The following is an 18,435-nucleotide window of genomic DNA, read 5'->3' on the forward strand; positions in this document are numbered from 1 at the left end:
ATGTCGAGTGTGGCGTCCCCGTTCGATATTCTCGGGATTGAGTCGGATGCAAACGAGGCGGAGATTGTCGACGCATACAGAGCGCGAGTCAAAGAGGTCCACCCAGACCGCGGTGGCTCTGTGCGTGAGTTCAAAGCCGTCCAGACAGCGTACGCACAGATTGAGGCTGGCTACGACCCCGCAACCGAGACAGCCGAGGAGCAGACGCCAGAACCCGTCGAAGACGAGCGCGAAGAGGCGAAAGTCGAGTTTCTCAACTACGAAGTGTTCGACGACTTCGGCTGGGAGATTACCGACGAGGAACTGTTCTCGAAAGCCGCAGGCGAGCGTCTCACGCCCGCAGATTACGGCGAGCTACTCGCCCACCCGCGCGATTCGCTCTTAGAAAGTGCAGAGGAAGTCGGCTTCTCGTGGCCGTTCGCGTGTCGGGGCGGCGCCTGTGCGAACTGCGCGGTCGCGGTCATCGAAGGCGACATGGAGATGCCACCAAACCACGTCCTCTCGCCGTCGATGATGGAAAACGGCATCCGCCTCTCGTGTGTGGGGCGGCCGTGTTCTGACGAACTCAAAGTTGTGTTCAACGTCAAACACCTGCCCGGACTCGACGAACTTAAACTGCCCTCTCAGCGCTTCGAGACTGCGAAAGCAGAGGAGTGAAAATGGTTATGCGTCGGTTCGGGTGCTATCTTTTACGTGCTGGCGCAGGCCGTAGAGGAACGGTGCGCCGAGGACGGTTGCGACCCCACCGGTGACGACTTTCCCAAGCGGCGAGAGCACGGGGTCTGGACCGTTTCCGACGAGGACGACGCCACGCATGCCCTGTTCGCCGTAGGCCGTACACTCGTAGGTGCTGAGACCGTGGCCGCCGAACTCGACGGCAAAGCGGTTGCCCACGCCCGTGAGGAGGTCGCTGTGATATCCGAGGTCAGGGTCGACGACGTCGTATTCGTTGTCGCTCACCCACTCCCAGATGACCGTCGTCCCGGGGTCAACGTGGATGGCCGCGGGTTCGAAGGCGAACGCGCCACCGTTTCCGTCTGCGCCGACTTCGACGGTCACCTGTTCTTTGCCGCGCATATCGACCACCTCGTCGTAGTTGTCCGTCTTGGAAAGCCACCCGTCGAATGTCTCTGTTGGGCTGGAGTCGCCGTTTTCGCCAGCGGTCGCGCCGAGTGCGGCGTCTGCGTCGCCAACGACGAGCGCGCCTTTCATCCCCATCATCTCGTGGGGCGCACAGGCGTAGCGAGTCACGCCCGCGGCGTCGGGGGCGAACTCGAACGTCTCGCCTGCCTTCGAATAGAATTCAGACTCGAACGAGCCGTCCTTTGCGACCACGTTGTGCATCCCGCCTTCGCCCGTCCACGTCCAGCGAACGGTGGTGCCGGGGTCGACGCGAACGGCCGCCGGTTCGAAACCGAACGACCCCCCGTTTCCGGCTGTCCCGACGGCTATTTCGACCGTCCCTTGGCCGCGCAAATCGACGAGCTCAGTCACGTTATCGGTGTTCGCAAACCACGATTCGAGACCGTCTGACTGGGCGACGGCTGGCTGGCTGAGCAAGTTCACGCCGAGCGCGCTTCCGGCCGCGACCCCCGCGGTTGCGGCGAGAAAGCGACGCCGAGCAACGGGCAGCTGCGTGTCGTCATACGCCATCTCCGTCACCCCTCGTACCCCGCGTACTCCATCAGGTTGCGGAAGATGTCGGTGTCCATCGCGTCGGTGTAGACGATGCCGGTGAGCATCCCGCCGGGGTAGCTGTCACCGTTTCTGATGTGGTCGACTTTGTGACAGTGGACGAGGTAGATGCCGGGGTCTGCGTCGGCTTCAAACTCGATGGTGTAGCGCTCTGCGGGCGCGACGTTCACCACGTCTTGGAGGAACTGAAGCGCCTCTGGCATCGGGCTGCCGTCTTTCTCAACGATTTTGAACCGGTGGTTGTGGATGTGCAGCGGGTGGCTCATGAAGCCCGCGTTCACCCAGTGGATGCGCACGGTGTCGCCGGGTTCGACGATGAGCGGTGACCCCGTCTCGGGGTGGAGTGTCGCAGGCGCGGACTTGCCGTTGATGGTGAAGGCGTCTGCGTGGCGCGAGGAAAGCGAGTACTGGACGTCCTCACCGCCGTGCTGGCGCGAGAGACGGGTGTCCCACTCCTTGACCGTCATGAAGTACTCCTTGTCGGCCTCCTCGTACCCCTTCGGGTCGACGCGGAGGATGCCGTACATCCCCATCTCCATGTGCATCGGCGTCTGGTAGTGGCAGTGATAGAGGTGGGTACCGGGAACGTTCGCCGGGATGGTGTAGGTGTGGGACTCACCCGGCATGACCGTCACGCCTGTGGTCGTCGGCACGCCGTCGTTCTCCCACGATTTGCGCACGCCGTGGAAGTGGAGCGTGTGGGGAACCTGCATCTCCGAGTTGTCGAGCGTAATCTTCAGCTCTGCACCCTCGGTACAGCGCAGGATGGGGCCAGGGACGCTCGGAACGCCGTCATCGGCCTGAAACGCCCACGTGACGGGGAGCGTGATGGGGCCGTTCATCGTCTCGCCGGGGTGAATGTGGTGGCGCGCCATGACGGATTTGATGGTTACCTCGTGGCCGCGTTCGTCAAGATTCACCACTTCGGGTTTGCCCGTCTCCGGGAGGTCGGGCAACGAGGTCGTCTGCGAGCCTGAGAGCGGAACTGTCCGCGCAGTTGGCTGTGAAATCGCCGTACAACCCGCGGTGGCAAACAGCCCGGCGCTGCCGGTCGCAGCGAGGAATTTTCGACGGGAGATGCCAGTTCCAGGTGCACCAATTCTGTCACTCATACAAGTGGTTCTACGAAGAAGACCGTCTTAATCAGGGAAACCAATTCTCAGCACCTGAGACTCGGGAAAAGCGTGACTGGCTCTTGCATAGAAGTTCGAGAGAATGCTCTCGATTTGTAGGCGGAGTTGGTCGTGCTACGTGGGTCTCTCACGCGCTCAGAGATGTAAGATGAATTGCTGGTAGCAGTACAGTTTTTGTGACCCTCCACACTGATGTAACGCACATGGACAACGGCGAGAATCGGTCGGGGAAAACGTTGTCATCGCCCAGCGAGTGGGTCGCGCCACCGAGCGCGTTCGTCGCGCAGGCGAACGTCGCAGACGAGGGCATCTACGAGGAGTTCGAAGAGAACTGGCCTGCGTGCTGGGCTCGTGCAGCGGGGCTTCTCGACTGGAACCAGCCCTACGAGCGCGTCCTCGACGACAGCGACGGATTTCACTGGTTTTCGGGCGGGAAGCTGAACGCCTCGTACAACTGCCTCGACCGCCACATCGAAGCCGGTCGGAAAAATCAGGCGGCGCTCACGTGGGAGGGCGAACTCGGCGAAACGCGAACCTACACGTATCAGGCGCTTTCGCGTGAGGTGAACGCATTTGCGGCGGCGCTGCGGGAGTTGGGCGTCGAAGAAGACGACGTTGTCACCCTCTACATGCCGATGATTCCCGAGTTGCCGATTGCGATGCTCGCCTGTGCCCGTCTCGGGGCACCGCATTCGGTGGTGTTCGCGGGCTTTTCGGCCGACGCCCTCGCCACGCGGATGGAAGCATCCGGCTCAGAACTCATCGTCACCTGCGACGGCTACTACCGCCGAGGCAACGCCATCACGATGAAAAATACGACGGACAACGCTTGTCTCACCGTCTCACAGGAAGTCGAGCAGGTCGTGGTCAACCGCCTCGGGAGCGCCGGAAATCTCGACCACCACCACGACTACACCTCGCTCGTCGAAGCCCACGAAGGCGAGCGCGTCGAACCCGTCGCCCGCGACGCAGACGACCTCCTCTTTTACATCTACACCTCGGGGACGACCGGCGAGCCAAAAGAGGTGCGCCACACCACTGGTGGCTATCTCGCACACGTCGCGTGGACCGCACGCTCGGTGCTCGATATCAAACCCGAAGATACCGTCTTCTGCGCGGCGGATATTGGCTGGATTACCGGCCATTCGTACATCGTCTACGGCCCGCTCGCGCTCGGGGCGACCACCGTCCTCTACGAAGGCACGCCGAATCAGGCCGAAAAAGACCGCCTCTGGGAGATTATCGAACGCAACGCCGTGGACATCTTCTACACCGCCTCGACGTCCATTCGGACGTTCGTGAAGTGGGGGGCGTCACATCCCAAAAGCCACGACCTCTCCTCGCTGCGCCTGCTCGGGACGGTCGGCGAACGAATCGACGCGAGCGCGTGGCACTGGTATTACGAACACGTCGGCGGTGGCGAGTGCCCCATCGTGGACACGTGGTGGCAGACCGAGACCGGCGGCATGATGGTCACCACGCTGCCGGGCGTAGACCGGATGAAGCCCGGCACAGTCGGGCGACCGTTGCCGGGTATCGACGCCGACATCGTGGACGGGCGGGGGGTGGCAGCCGCACCCGGCGAGCCCGGACGCCTGCTCATCACGAAGCCGTGGCCCGCGATGCCACAGGGCTTTTGCGACGACGAGTGGGTGGTCACCGACCACGCCGCCTACGAAGCGGGCGAGTGGCACTACGTCACCGGCGACCGCGCGGTCGAAACCGACTACATCCAGTTGCTCGGCCGCGAAGACGACGTGGTGAACGTTTCGGGCCATCGAATCGGGACGAAAGAAATCGAGTCGGCCATCGTCGATGTCGAAGGCGTCGCCGAAGCCGCCGCGGTGGGCGGCCGACGCGACGTAAAGGGGCGAACCATCCACGTCTACGTCACCCCGGAACGGAACGTCGTCGGCGACGAGCAATTAGAGCAGGCGGTCAGGGACGCCGTGAACGAGGCAATCGGTGAGATTGCTGTCCCAGAGCGGATTACGTTCGCACCCGCACTCCCCAAAACACGCTCGGGGAAGATTATGCGGCGTCACTTAGAAGCCATCGCCAATGGCGAGCAACTCGGCGATACGAGCGCGCTTCGCAATCCCGAAATCGTCGGGGAACTCGAATCCATCGTTGACGAGTGAGCGTTTCGAGAAAATCGAAAGAGGTGAAAGAATTTTCCGGAGAAGTTCGAGAGCGGTTACGCGGACAGTCGCAAAACTCGACTATTCTCCCACAGAATCAGGGAAAGAATTAACTGCAGCTCTTTTGAAAAAGGCGAATGATAGCATGTCCCGCACAGCGCGTTCGACGGTGCTCACACCCGAAGCGTTCGAGCGGCTGAAGCGAGCGACCGAGACCTACCGCGAAGACCTCGTCGTCACGCTGATGGGTGACGCGGGACTGCGGCCGAGTGAGGTCGCCTGCGTTCGTCCAGAAGACCTGTCCACGCGCGACCACGGCGGCGATTCACACACGTTGTTGACCGTGGGAACCGGCCGAGAGAGCCGAGACGTGTACCTGCGCCCGGCCGTGGCCCACGACCTCCGGAAGTTCATCTCGGTGAACGACATCGGCGAAGACGACCCGGTGTTCGACGTGAGCGCACGACGCATCCAGATGCTCGTCACAGATGTGGCATCCCGGACGGATGACGCCAGTCTGCAGGCGGTTTCGTCGCGGAATTTGCGCCAGTACTTCGCCCATCGCTTGCTCAACAGAGAGCGCATCCACCCGCAAATCGTGCGGGCGGTCGGCGGGTGGAAGAGCCTTGAAAGCTTAGACTCGTACTTCGAACCGCCGAGCGAGGAAGCGATTATCGACGCCTTCACCGCGACGACGGCGAGACAGCGCCAGCCCGACCGACGAGGCGCCGCGCCACCGTCTGGAAGGGGTGAGACGCTCCTTGAGTGCATGCAGACGCTTGGGACTGAGTTGACAGCGGCGACGACGCGCACGGAGGTCGAACGAGCCACGTGCGAAGCGCTCGCGGGCGTCTACCACACGGCGTGGGTGTGTGACGAACAGGGCATCCCGCGAACCTACGCAAACCACCGCGAGGAAGGCGACGTCGACTTACACGAGGTCGTAGACGAGGCGGGCGGGTTCGACAGTTTCGAGCAAGAAGAAGCGGCCGTCGTCCTGCGGAACGTCATGACCCACGTGAGTGGACGGTTGACCGGGTGTGCGCTCATCGTCACGCCGCTCAAGTCGAGCGACCGCGTCCACGGTCTGCTCTGTGTGGCCCATCAGACGGTCGAAGCCGTAGACCGCGAGTGTGTCGCAGACATTGGCAGACGGGTTGGCGAGACCATCACCTCGCTCGAACGCAAGCGGCTCTTGCTCGCGGATACGGGCGTCGAGTTGACGTTTCGCTCTACCGACACCGAGGACTTTCTGGTGGCGACCTCACACGACCTCGGCTGTCGTTTCGACCTCGAAGGCGCGGTGCCCGTCGAAGACGATGACTTGCTCTACTTCGTGACCGTCCGAGACGCCGACGTTCGGGCGGTACTCGACCGCATTTCAAGTGCGTCGGGCGTCACCGAAGGGCGGCTGATTGGCGACCATAGCTCGGGTGCGTTGCTCGAACTCGTCGTGCGCGACCAGACGTTCATCTCCGCACTCGTAGACCGCGGCGGAACCGCCCAGCAACTCACCGTCGAAGACGGCGTCGCGGAAATTGCAGGCGTGTTCTCTCGGCGGGTCGATATCCGCTCGGTGGTCGAAACCCTCACAGCGGAGTTCCCCGGGTCAGAGCTGGTCGCAAAACGCGAGATAGAACTGCCAACCCAGACCACCGTCGGCGTACGACAGGTGATGGAAGACAACCTCACCGAGAAACAGCGCTCGGTGCTCCGGGCGGCGTACTTTGCTGGCTACTTCGAGTGGCCGCGCGGCTCCACCGCAGAAGAACTCGCGGCGTCGATGGGCGTCTCCTCGCCGACGCTCCACAACCACCTGCGGAAAGCCCAACAGAAGGTGCTCACTGCGGTCATCGAGGACGCGGACACGACCGTCCGCGACGGTGCCGGAAACAGCTAGGAATCTCGACTTTATTTCAACTCGTGTTCGGACAGACACTAATTATTTAGAGACGCGACAGCGTGCGCGATGGGTGGGCTGTGGCGGCAAGGCACCACACTCGCCAAAACAACCGCGAGAGCGTCCCTCCCGGCCGTATATGAACAATTAGGATAGTTAGTTACACCACTTATAGGGGAACGTGTAGCTTGTCAACTCGGCTCACCATGTCGCACGATACAGACGCCGAACTGGAGGCTCGGTTGGCAGAACAAGAGCGATTCAGCCCGCCTGAATCGTTCGTCGCGCAAGCGAACGTCGCAGACGAGGGCATCTACGAGGAGTTCGAAGAGACCTGGCCCGGGTGCTGGGAGCAGGCGGCGGCGCTCCTCGATTGGGATGACCCCTACGATACCGTTCTCGACGACTCGAACCCGCCGTTTTTCGAGTGGTTCACGGGCGGCTCGCTCAACGCCGCTGCAAACTGCCTCGACCGACATCTCGATACCCGTGGCGACGAAGCCGCCATCGAGTGGATTGGCGAACCAACGGACGAGGAAAATCGTACCTACACCTATCGGGAGTTACACCGCGAGGTAAACGAGTTCGCCGCCGCACTCAGAGACCTCGGCGTCGAAGAAGACGACGTTGTCACCCTCTACATGCCGATGATTCCCGAGTTGCCGATTGCGATGCTCGCGTGTGCGCGAATCGGCGCGCCACACAGCGTCGTCTTCGCGGGCTTCTCGGCCGACGCCCTCGCCACCCGGATGAACGCCGCAGATTCGGAGTACCTCATCACGTGTGATGGCTACTACCGTCGGGGCGACCCCCTCAAGCACAAGGCGAAAGCCGACGAGGGGCTTTCGGGCGTCGAACACGGCGTCGAAACCGTCGTCGTAGACCGGCTCGGCGACGCCTACGACCACCCGCTCGCAGAGTCCCACCACGACTACGACGACCTCGTCAGCGCGCAGGAAGGCGCAACCGTCGAACCCGTCGCCCGGGACGCAGAGGACATGCTCTTCCTGATGTACACCTCAGGAACGACGGGCCAGCCAAAGGGGGTCAAACACACCACCGGTGGCTACCTCTCGTGGGCGTCGTGGACCGGACAAGCCGTCCTCGACATCAAGCCCGAAGACACCTTCTTCTGCGCCGCGGACATCGGCTGGATTACCGGCCATTCGTACATCGTCTACGGCCCGCTCGCGCTCGGGACGACGACGATGATGTACGAAGGCACCCCTGATTACCCGGACAAAGACCGGCTGTGGGAGATTGTCGAAGAGTACGAAGCAAATCAGCTCTACACCGCGCCGACGGCGATTCGCGCGTTCATGAAGTGGGGCGCAGAGTATCCAGAACGTCACGACCTCTCGTCGCTGCGGTTGCTCGGGACGGTCGGTGAACCCATCAACCCACGCGCGTGGAAGTGGTACTACAAACACATCGGCGACGAGGCGTGTCCCGTCGTGGACACGTGGTGGCAGACCGAGACCGGCGGCATGATGATTACGACGCTGCCCGGTGTCTCTGAGATGTCGCCCGGGTCTGCCGGGCCGCCGCTTCCCGGCCTCGACGTGCGTATTGTGGACAACGAAGGCGAGCAGGTCGAACCCGGCCGCGCGGGCTATCTCACGGTGAACAAACCGTGGCCCGGCATGCTCCGGACGCTGTATCGCAACGACGAACGCTACATCGACGAGTACTGGCGCACCTATTCTGACGTAGACAGCGACGACCCGGACGACTGGGTGTACTTCCCCGAAGACGGCGCGAAGATTTCTGAAGACGGCTACATCACCGTCCTCGGCCGCGTCGACGACGTTATCAACGTCTCCGGCCACCGCCTCGGGACGATGGAGATTGAGTCGGCTATCGTCGGCGTCGAAGGCGTCGCAGAGGCAGCAGTCGTCGGCGGCCACCACGACGTGAAAGGCGAGGCCGTCTACGCCTACGTCATCACCGAAGACGGCTACGAGGGTGACGACGAGATGGCAGCGCGCATCGTTGAAGGTGTCAACACCGCCATCGGCCCAATCGCCCGTCCAGAGCAGGTTGTTTTCACGCCCGAGTTGCCAAAAACGCGCTCGGGGAAGATTATGCGCCGCTTGCTTGAGGACATCGCAAACGGTGACGAACTCGGAAACACGTCGACGCTCAGAAATCCGGAAATCGTCTCTGACATCGCGGCGAAAGTGCAGGACGACTGACTGACCAGTCGACCTTTTTCACACACAATCAGCTCACACGACCACAGCGCACAACCCATCCATGCAAGAAACAGACACACATGATACAGCGGACTCGCCGCGGGTCGAACCCGATGGCGGGACACTCACGCAGGCTGCACGGAAACACCGAAACACGAACTACCTAAACGAGGAGGTGAACCTCCTGAAACCGAGCACCCCGTTCATGCGAGACCACCTCAGAGTGGTCTGGACCAGTTTCGCCATCTGGGCGCTCATCGTCTTCGGCCCAGTGACGGCGACGGCACTCGCCCCCGACGCGATGACAGCGACGATGCCGATTCTCGGCTTCCCGCTGCACTACTTCCTCATCGCCTTCGGCGCGCCGACGGGCGCGCTCATCCTCGCGGCCGTCTACGCTCGCCAGCGGGACAAACTCGACGAGAAGTATGGTATCGAACACAGCACTACGGGGGCTGGACAGACGAAAAGTGGCCAGAAAAGCGACGCAAAGGCTGCTGATGGAGGGGTAGACCAATGATACTGCCACTGCAAGCAGAAGCGCTCGATATCTCGTTCAAGCTCGTTCCGGCCATCATCGTCTTCCTGATGATGGCGTCGTTCCTCGTCATCGGCTACATCTTCAAAGTGGCGGACACTGAGGGGATGTGGGTTGCTGGCCGTGGAATCGGGAACATCGAGAACGGGATGGCAATCGGTGCCAACTGGATGTCCGCGGCGTCCTATCTCGGCCTCGCCGGACTGGTCGCACTGGCTGGCTTTTACGGCCTCGCGTTCATCGTTGGCTGGACAACTGGCTACTTCGTCCTGCTCATCTTCCTCGCCGCGCAGATGCGCCGGTTCGGGAAGTACACGGCACCTGACTTCGTCGCAGACCGGTTCAATTCGCCGACAGCCCGTGCGCTCGCGGCGTTTACGACGCTCCTCATCGCGTACGTCTACTCGGTCGGACAGGCCCGCGGGATGGGACTGGTTGGCCAGTACGTCTTCGGCCTCGACATCATCCCGATGATCGTTGTGATGATGACCATCACCGTGGGCTATCTCGCGCTCTCGGGGATGCTGGGCGCGACGAAGAACATGGCCGTCCAGTACGTCATCCTCATCATCGCGTTCCTCGCGGGCGTGTACGTCGTCGGGTTCACACAGGGCTACTCGACGATTCTTCCGCAGATCGAGTACGGGATGCTCATCAACGACCTCGGCCGGGAGTTCTCGGCACCATTCCAGAACGCCTCCTACTACATCTGGGTCGCGACGGCCTTCTCGCTCATCTTCGGCACCTGTGGCCTGCCACACGTCCTCGTGCGATTCTACACCGTCAAAAGCGAACGAACCGCCCGCTGGTCGACCGTGTGGGGACTATTCTTCATCCTCCTGCTGTACTGGGCTGCGCCCGCAATGGCGGCGTTCGGCGTCGACCTCTTCGCACAAGTAAACAACATCTCGCCTGATGCTGTCTTCAGCGGTTCACAGGCGATGTCCGGCGCAGAGGGTGACGTCATCGTCGTCCTCGCTGCACAGTTCGCAAACCTCCCGCGCTGGTTCGTCGGCCTCGTGGCCGCCGGTGCGATGGCCGCCGCGATTGCGACCACCGCCGGGCTGTTCATCACGGCATCGTCAGCCGTTGCACACGACATCTACGCAGAACTCATCAACAAGGATGCGACCCAGCGCCAACAGGTGCTCATTGGTCGCGCAACCATCATCGGCATCGGCGCGCTCGTGACCGTGACCGCGTTCAACCCACCGGCGCTCATCGGCGAACTCGTCGCGTACGCGTTCTCGCTCGCTGGAACCGTGTTGTTCCCGATGTTCTTCCTTGGACTCTGGTGGGAGAACACGAACAGAGAGGGCGCACTCGCCGGGATGACCGTCGGGCTGCTCCTCTGGATAACGTCGATTATCAACAGCGTGTTGCCCGCCTACGTGCCGTTCCTTGCCGACATCGCCGGTGGCTCCGGGCAGGCGCTCATCCCAATTTACGCCCAGTACGTGCCCCCGATTGGGGCCGCACTGGTCGGCACGCCACTCGTCTTCCTCGTCACCATCGCCGTCTCGCTGGTAACCCCAGAGCCGCCACTTGAGACCAAGCGGATGGTTCGTCAGTGTCATAGCCCAGAGCCAATGGGTCGCCAACAAAGCGCAGAAGACATCGTCTCGAACAGCGGTGGCAAAACGCCCGCTGACGACTAACAATGTACGAGAACATCCTCATCCCGACCGACGGAAGCGACACAGCGAACGTTGCGGTTTCCCACGCCGTTGACCTCGCCGCTACGTACGGTGCCCAACTCCACGCCCTGTACGTCGTCGACATCGACGCCGTGAACTTCGGACTCGGCACCGAACAGGTAGACCGCATCACGCAGGGCAACTTCGGCGAGATGACCGAACTGCAAGAGAAGGCAGACAAGGCGACCGGAGCCGTCGCCGCGGCGGCCGCAGACCACGACGTCTCCGTCCACGAAGAGGTGCGCGTCGGCGCACCGCACGATGTCATCGCTGGCTATGCTGAGGCAAACGACATCGACCTCGTCGCGATGGGCAGCCACGGCCGGTCTGGCGTCAAGCGGGCGCTCCTCGGGAGTGTCACCGAGCGCGTCCTTCGAACGACGCACCGACCCGTACTCGTCGTTGACGAACGAGGTGACGACTGATGAGCGAGGACGTCACGGCAAACGGTGGGCTCCTCGCCACCGTCCGAAACCACGTCCAGAACCACCGCGACGGGATGGTCGTTGACCTCGCGTTCGCGCTGTGCTGGGTCACCGGCGTGACCATCCTATTCGACGTGCTGCAGGGTCCGGAGTGGGCCTATCAGTTGTGCCTGCTCTCCGGCGTGATTGCCTACTTCGGCTTTTTCGCCTCGCTCTCGGTCGCAAAACAGAAGCAGTAACCACCACACTCTCGCTTTTTCGGCCGCATTCTCCACTGGAACCGAAGGGGTTTGCTGGCAGGTTCCCCAGACCGCTTAACCGCTCGCCGGACCAGATGTGGGTATGCAAGTCGCACTGTTGACCGTTGGCGACGAACTCCTCGCCGGCGACATCGACAACACGAACGCCTCGTGGCTGGCCCGCCAGTTGGGCGAACGAGGCGTCTCAGTCGTGCGGATTCTCGTCGTCCCGGACGACGAAGACGTGATTGCTTCGCAGATTCGCGAGTACAGCGACGCCTTCGACGCCGTCATCGTGACCGGCGGCCTCGGCGGAACGCCTGACGACGTGACGATGGCGAGTCTCGCCCGCGCGTTCGGCCGCGACCTTGAAGTGAACGACGACGCCCTAGCCGCCGTTGAAGCGCGTCTCGCGGCGATAGCCGACAAATATCCTGACTTGGATATCGATGCGAGCGCAGAGGCGTCGATACCGGCCGGTTCGCGGGTGCTCGTAAACGACGCCGGACTCTCACCCGGGTGTGTCGTCAAAAACGTCTACGCCGTCCCCGGCATCCCCGCTGAGATGAAAGCCATGTTCGAACAGGTCGCAGCCGAGTTTTCAGGAGAAATGCAGACGCGGACGCTCTACACGCCAACACCGGAAGGACAGTTGCTCACGGTGCTGGCTGCGGTCAGAGACAAATTTGGGGTCGCAGTTGGGTGTTATCCGAACCGCAACGAAGGCCAAAATCGGCTGAAGCTCAGGGGAACGGACGAAGACGCGCTCGACGCGGCGGCGGCGTGGTTGCGCGAAGAAATCGAGACGGCCTGATTACTGGGAGGGGTCGTCGAACATCTGCGACGGTGGGTTGCCCGCAGACCGGCCGGGACTCACCTGCGTTGGCCCGCTCGACTGGATGATGTCGAAGGCAGTCATGAGGTCGGTCCGCGAGATGAGGCCGTGGAACGTGCCCACCTCGTCAACGACGAGCAGGCGGCCGATGCCGTGTTGTTGCATCATCTGGAGGGCGTCTAAGGCGTTGCTTTCGGGCGAAATCGTGTGGAGGTCGTCGCTCATCACATCGGACACCGTGTAGGCGTCGCGTTCGACTTCCTTCACTTCGCGGGCATCAGAGAGCGTGACCATGCCGACGAGGTCGCCGTTTCGCATGACGGGGTAGCCCGTGTGGCGTTCTTCGAACATCCGCCGGAGCAGTTCCGTGACAGAGTTGTCTGGACTCACCGAATCGACGCGATTTTTCGGCGTCATGATGTCGCTCACGCGGACGCCCTCGAAGGCGGCCTTCATCGTCATCTGCTGGCTCTCTGAGGACGCGCCGATGTAGATGAAAAACGCGATGGCGACCATGAAGATGCCACCGCCACCAAAGAGGCCAATCAGGGCGAGGAAGATGGCGAACGCCTTACCCACCTCGGCGGCGATGCGGGTGGCTTGGGCGTAGGGGCGATTGCGCGCGAGGAGGGCACGGAGGACGCGCCCGCCGTCCATCGGAAAGCCCGGCAAGAGGTTGAACGCCGCGAGCGCGAAATTGGTGAGTGCGAGGTAGCCAACGACGAACTTAACAGGGTCGCTGAAGCCGGGGATGAGGGTGAGAACGAGATAGAATATGACGCCCTGTGCGATGCTGACGATAGGGCCGGCAATCGCAATGAGGAGTTCTTGTTTCCAGTCCTCCGGCATCTCGGTGAGTTGGGCAACCCCGCCGAGCAACCAGAGTTTGATAGACTCGATGGGGTACCCAAACCGCATGGAGACGAGCGAGTGGCCGAGTTCGTGGAGGACGACGCCGACGAACAGGCCAATAGCGCTCACCGCGCCGAGAATCCACGGCAGCTGCGGTCCGTCGAGGTTTGCGGGGTCGATGGCCGTCCCCCAAAGGCTGTTCAGCGTCCCTGTCCACAGTCCGACCTGCGTCCCGATGAGCCACGCGAACACCGGAAGTACCAGCAGGAATGTCAGGTCGAGTTTGATCGGAATGCCAAACAGCCGCCCGATCTGAAAACTTCGCATGGCAGGGAGTAAGTGTGCAAGCCCCTTAAGAGCGCGTGCGGTGTGACCAATTCTTATCTCGCAGGCGCGGGTAGAGAGGGATATGACAGCCCACCCATCGCCACTCGTCCGCCGCGCCGAAGACATCACCTACGAACCTGTCGGAGCCGCAGACGGAATGGCAAAAGGCGTCCTCATCAGCGAGGCGGAGGGTGCGCCGCACTTCGCCATCCGCCGGTTCACGCTCGACCCCGGCGCGAGCGTCCCGAAACACACGAACGAGGTCGAACACGAGCAGTACGTCTTAGCAGGCGAGTACGTCGTTGGCATCGGTGACGAGGAGTACACCGTCGCTGCGGGCGATTCGCTGTTGATTCCGGCCGGAACGGTTCACTGGTACAGAAACGAGGGCGACGAACCGGGGGCGTTCCTCTGTGCGGTGCCAAACGGCGACGACACCATCTCCCTCACCGAGTAGCGAGTGACTGAAGTACCCGGGCCTGCGTACATTCGACCGTGTCACAGCAGCTCGCCCGGGTCGACACGCTGTTCCTCCACGAGATTGGCGACTACTATCTCGTCTCCGTCATACGCGACGGCGAGCGGGTGTTTCGCGCCCGACTCGAACTCAAGGAGACGAATGCAGGCCCCAGACCCGCCCGCTTTCGGGTGATTCGCAACTCCAGCGAAGAGCCACGCAGCCCCGACCAGTTCGTTGAAATCGCCCGGCGAGCCACACGTATTCGCATCTCTGAGCAGTCCTCACCGCACGCCGTCTCGGAGCTGACGGAGATGCTCGACGGCTACCAACTCGACGCCAAACGGGTTCGCACCTGCCGCATCTGCGCCGGTGAGGGACGCTATTCGCCGCTCACGAGCGAGACGGCCATCGAAACCGACCGCGAGCACATCTGTCCAGAGTGTGCGAAACGCGAGCTAGAGCGCGAACTCTCCTTCCAAGGCGAGCTGACCGCGACGGCCGTTGACCGCCTCGAAGAACTCCTCCTCTCAGTACAGAACTTAGAGCGGATCACGAATCTCCTGAAGGGGAACTTAGACCCCGACCTCACTAAATTCGACGAGATTTCGGCCACTGTCGAGGACGTAAATCCGGTCAAAACAGCGTCGCTCAAGCTGCATCCGGGCATCAAGAACCTGCTCACAGACCGGTTCGAAACGCTGCTACCAGTGCAAAGTCTGTCGGTGAAAAACGGCCTGCTCGACGGCAACGACCAACTCGTCGTGAGCGCAACTGCGACAGGAAAGACGCTCATCGGCGAGATGGCGGGCATCAACAACCACCTCAACAACAAGGGGAAGCTACTGTTTCTCGTCCCCCTCGTTGCCCTTGCAAACCAGAAACACGAGGACTTCAAGAAGCGCTACGGCCACCTCGGGAAGGTCACGATTCGCGTTGGCGCGAGCAGGGTGCAGGATAATGGTAATCGCTTCGACCCGAACGCGGACGTCATCGTCGGCACCTACGAAGGCATCGACCACGCGCTGCGGACGGGCAAGGACTTGGGCGACATCGGGACGGTTGTCATCGACGAAGTCCACATGCTAGAAGACGAAGGTCGGGGCCACCGCCTCGATGGCCTCATCTCCCGGCTGAAGTACTACTGCGACCAGCGCGCAAAACGCAAAAAGTCGTACGGAGGCGCGCAGTGGATTTACCTGTCTGCGACCGTCGGGAATCCGAAGTGGCTCGCTAAACGCTTGCGGGCGACGCTCATCGAGTTCGAAGAGCGGCCGGTTCCCATCGAGCGCCACGTCACGTTCGCGTCGGGGGCTGAAAAGCCGCGCATCGAGAACAAACTGGTGCGCCGAGCGTTCGACACCAAATCCTCGAAAGGCTATCGCGGGCAGACGATTATCTTCACCAACTCGCGGCGACGCTGTCACGAGATTACGCGGAAACTGGAATACAACGCCGCGCCGTACCACGCGGGACTCGACTACAAGCGCCGCAAGAAGGTCGAAAAGCTGTTCGCAGAGCAGGAGTTGGCCGCCGTGGTCACGACCGCGGCGCTTGCGGCGGGGGTTGACTTCCCGGCCTCGCAGGTTATCTTCGACTCGCTCGCCATGGGCATCGAGTGGCTCTCAGTACAGGAGTTCCACCAGATGCTCGGCCGTGCCGGCCGACCGGATTACCACGACAAGGGCGTGGTGTACCTGCTCGTCGAACCGGATGGCTCCTACCACGGCAGCATGGAACGCTCCGAGGACGAAGTCGCCTTCACACTCTTGAAAGACGAGATGGAACCCGTCGAAACACCGTACGACGAGGATGCGGCCGTCGAGGAGACGCTTGCGAACCTCGTCGTCGCCGGGAAGGGAGCAAAGCGGCTGAACGACCGCATGCTCGGCGACATTCCAACGAAACACGCGATTGGCAAACTGTTGCAGTATAAGTTCATCGACGGGTTCGAACCGACACCCCTCGGGCGGGCGGTGGCGCGTCACTTCCTCTCGCCGGACGAGGCGTTCATCATGTTAGATGGGATCAGAAAGGGCCTCAATCCGTCAGCAATCGTGGCGAACATCGAGTTGCGCGACCCGGAATCCTGACGACCGCACTCTTTTTCCCAATTGCACATGACATAGGGGTGTGGTACTTTCAGCGTTGACACCGGAAGCCATGGTGGTTTTTGCCATCATCCTCGTCGCACTCGTTCTGTTTGCGACCGAGCCCGTTCCCGTCGACATCACCGCAATCGGCATCATGGTCGCGCTGATGGTACTTGGGCCGGTGACTGGCATCACCCCAGAAGACGGGCTTTCCGGCTTTGCGAGCCCCGCAACCGTGACCGTCCTTGCGATGTTCATTCTGAGTTACGGCATCCAGCAAACCGGCGTCATCCAGATGCTCGGGGCGTGGATTGGGGGGTACACCCGCGAGAGCGAGAGCCGACAACTGTTCGCGACGGTCGGCATCGTCGGCCCGATTTCGGGGTTCATCAACAACACTGCGGCCGTGGCGATTCTCCTCCCGATGGTGACGGATTTAGCGCACAAAGGGCGCACCTCGCCGTCGAAACTCCTGATTCCGCTCTCGTATGCCTCGATGTTCGGCGGGATGTTGACCCTGATTGGGACGTCGACGAGCATCCTCGCCTCAGACCTGTCTGCGCGACTGCTCGACCGGCCGTTTACGATGTTCGAGTTCACGCAACTGGGGGCAATTGTGACCGTGGTTGGCGTACTCTACTTGCTCACCATCGGGCGATTTCTGCTCCCAGAGCGCATCAAACCGGAAGAAGACCTCACCGAAGAGTACGAGATGGCCGAGTACCTGACCGAAGTGGTCGTCCGGGAGGACTCACCAATCGTCGGCCAGACGGTGCAAGAAGCGCTCAAAGAGACCGACTTCGACGTTGACTTGATTCAGCTAATTCGCAACGACGCCGTCTTCTTAGAACCGCTCGGCCCGAAGATGATTCAGGCGGGAGATATTTTCGCGGTGCGTACCGACCGCCGGACGCTCGTCCAACTGATTGACGCAGAAGGGTTAGACCTCCTCCCAGAGATCAAAGTCACCGACGAGGAACTTGAGAAAATCGGCGAAGGGCGCAACCTCATCGAAGTCGTCATCGCGCCCTCGTCTGCGCTCGTCGGCGAGTCGCTCTCGACGGCGAACTTCCGCCAGCGCTACGACGCCACCGTGCTCGCCGTGCGACGTGGTGGCGAGGTCATTCGCCAGCGCATGGACAACTCGCCGCTGCGCGTGGGTGACACGCTGCTCGTGCAGGCGACCGCCGAGAGCATCAACCGTCTCAGTCGGAATCGAAACTTCATCATCGCCCAGGAGGTCGAGCGGCCTGACTACCGCGAGTCGAAGATTCCGATAGCTGTGGGTATTGTGACCGGCGTCGTCGCGCTCGCCGCCCTCGGCGTGGTTCCCATCGTCGTTTCGGCACTCGGCGGGGCGATTGCGATGGTCGCAACCGGCTGTCTCCGCCCGCCCGAGGTGTACGAAGCGGTGCAGTGGGACGTCATCTTCCTGCTTGCGGGCGTGATTCCACTCGGCATCGCCATGGAACGTACCGGCGCGGCGAAGCTGCTCGCAGACCTCATCGTGATGTCCGCAGACGTGCTGCCCGCGATTGGCGTGCTTGCGGTGTTCTACATCGGGACGGCGTTGCTGACGAACATTATCAGTAACAACGCGAGCGTCGTGCTCATGATTCCGGTTGCGATTCAGGCCGCAGGCGACCTCGACGCGAACGCCTTTTCGTTCGTGCTCGCGGTGACGTTCGCCGCCTCGACGGCGTTCATGACGCCCGTTGGGTATCAAACGAACCTGTTCGTCTACGGGCCGGGCGGCTACAAGTTCATGGACTACGTGAAAATCGGGACGCCCCTCCAACTCGTGTTCGCGGTCGTGACGACGGTGGGCATCTACATGATTTGGGGCGTGTGAACCACCCGCTAATCGCCCGACGCATAACGAAACCCTTTACAACTGCTGCCGATAAG

15 protein-coding genes are annotated in these 18,435 nt (G+C 61.8%); 12 read left to right on the plus strand and 3 right to left on the minus strand.

Annotated features, from left to right (window positions below; translation table 11 throughout):
• The first annotated feature begins 9 nt into the window (after positions 1 to 9).
• Positions 10 to 657: a ferredoxin Fer gene (gene fer / locus V5N47_RS06540; RefSeq protein WP_338730066.1), complete on the plus strand. Its 648-nt coding sequence runs from the start codon at positions 10 to 12 to the stop codon at positions 655 to 657.
• A gap of 6 nt (positions 658 to 663) precedes the next feature.
• On the opposite strand, the gene V5N47_RS06545 is transcribed toward fer, so the two are convergent.
• Together V5N47_RS06545 and V5N47_RS06550 are read right to left on the minus strand one after the other, a co-directional pair.
• Positions 664 to 1,653 carry a halocyanin domain-containing protein gene (locus V5N47_RS06545; RefSeq protein ID WP_338730067.1) on the minus strand — a complete coding sequence of 330 codons (990 nt, stop codon included), beginning with the start codon at positions 1,651 to 1,653 and terminating at the stop codon, positions 664 to 666.
• Positions 1,654 to 1,658: 5 nt separating this feature from the next.
• A complete protein-coding gene (locus V5N47_RS06550; RefSeq protein ID WP_338730068.1) occupies positions 1,659 to 2,807 on the minus strand; it encodes a multicopper oxidase domain-containing protein in 1,149 nt (382 codons plus the stop codon).
• 224 nt (positions 2,808 to 3,031) lie between these two features.
• Between V5N47_RS06550 and acs (V5N47_RS06555) the strand changes: the two genes are divergently transcribed.
• The 8 genes from acs (V5N47_RS06555) to V5N47_RS06590 all read left to right on the plus strand — a co-directional run bounded on the left by acs (V5N47_RS06555) (position 3,032) and on the right by V5N47_RS06590 (position 12,777).
• Entirely contained in the window at positions 3,032 to 4,969 is a 1,938-nt protein-coding gene (gene acs / locus V5N47_RS06555; RefSeq protein ID WP_338730069.1) for an acetate--CoA ligase, read from the plus strand.
• 145 nt (positions 4,970 to 5,114) lie between these two features.
• On the plus strand, positions 5,115 to 6,869 hold the full coding sequence (locus V5N47_RS06560) for a bacterio-opsin activator domain-containing protein (RefSeq protein WP_338730070.1): 1,755 nt from the start codon (positions 5,115 to 5,117) through the stop codon (positions 6,867 to 6,869).
• Positions 6,870 to 7,075: 206 nt separating this feature from the next.
• On the plus strand, positions 7,076 to 9,064 hold the full coding sequence (gene acs / locus V5N47_RS06565; protein ID WP_338730072.1) for an acetate--CoA ligase: 1,989 nt from the start codon (positions 7,076 to 7,078) through the stop codon (positions 9,062 to 9,064).
• A 61-nt stretch (positions 9,065 to 9,125) separates the two neighbouring features.
• On the plus strand, positions 9,126 to 9,584 hold the full coding sequence (locus V5N47_RS06570) for a DUF4212 domain-containing protein (RefSeq protein ID WP_338730073.1): 459 nt from the start codon (positions 9,126 to 9,128) through the stop codon (positions 9,582 to 9,584).
• The gene (locus tag V5N47_RS06575) at positions 9,581 to 11,260 is read left to right on the plus strand and encodes a cation acetate symporter (protein ID WP_338730074.1); all 1,680 of its coding nucleotides are present in this window, start codon (positions 9,581 to 9,583) and stop codon (positions 11,258 to 11,260) included. Before V5N47_RS06570 ends, V5N47_RS06575 begins: the two co-directional genes overlap by 4 nt.
• A gap of 2 nt (positions 11,261 to 11,262) precedes the next feature.
• Positions 11,263 to 11,724: a universal stress protein gene (locus V5N47_RS06580; RefSeq protein ID WP_338730075.1), complete on the plus strand. Its 462-nt coding sequence runs from the start codon at positions 11,263 to 11,265 to the stop codon at positions 11,722 to 11,724.
• A complete protein-coding gene (locus V5N47_RS06585; protein ID WP_338730076.1) occupies positions 11,724 to 11,963 on the plus strand; it encodes a hypothetical protein in 240 nt (79 codons plus the stop codon). Before V5N47_RS06580 ends, V5N47_RS06585 begins: the two co-directional genes overlap by 1 nt.
• Before the next feature lie 103 nt (positions 11,964 to 12,066).
• A complete protein-coding gene (locus V5N47_RS06590) occupies positions 12,067 to 12,777 on the plus strand; it encodes a competence/damage-inducible protein A (protein ID WP_338730077.1) in 711 nt (236 codons plus the stop codon).
• Here the strand turns inward: V5N47_RS06590 and V5N47_RS06595 are convergent, their stop codons facing one another.
• Positions 12,778 to 13,977 carry a CBS domain-containing protein gene (locus V5N47_RS06595; protein ID WP_338730078.1) on the minus strand — a complete coding sequence of 400 codons (1,200 nt, stop codon included), beginning with the start codon at positions 13,975 to 13,977 and terminating at the stop codon, positions 12,778 to 12,780.
• An 82-nt stretch (positions 13,978 to 14,059) separates the two neighbouring features.
• Between V5N47_RS06595 and V5N47_RS06600 the strand changes: the two genes are divergently transcribed.
• From V5N47_RS06600 to V5N47_RS06610, 3 genes are all read left to right on the plus strand, one after another.
• A complete protein-coding gene (locus V5N47_RS06600; RefSeq protein ID WP_338730079.1) occupies positions 14,060 to 14,434 on the plus strand; it encodes a cupin domain-containing protein in 375 nt (124 codons plus the stop codon).
• Positions 14,435 to 14,472: 38 nt separating this feature from the next.
• The gene (locus V5N47_RS06605; RefSeq protein WP_338730080.1) at positions 14,473 to 16,527 is read left to right on the plus strand and encodes a DEAD/DEAH box helicase; all 2,055 of its coding nucleotides are present in this window, start codon (positions 14,473 to 14,475) and stop codon (positions 16,525 to 16,527) included.
• A 70-nt stretch (positions 16,528 to 16,597) separates the two neighbouring features.
• Entirely contained in the window at positions 16,598 to 18,379 is a 1,782-nt protein-coding gene (locus tag V5N47_RS06610; RefSeq protein WP_338730357.1) for an SLC13 family permease, read from the plus strand.
• The last annotated feature ends 56 nt before the right edge of the window (positions 18,380 to 18,435 follow it).

This window comes from Haladaptatus sp. DJG-WS-42, assembly GCF_037198285.1.
Taxonomy (GTDB): Archaea; Halobacteriota; Halobacteria; order Halobacteriales; family Halococcaceae; genus QDMS2.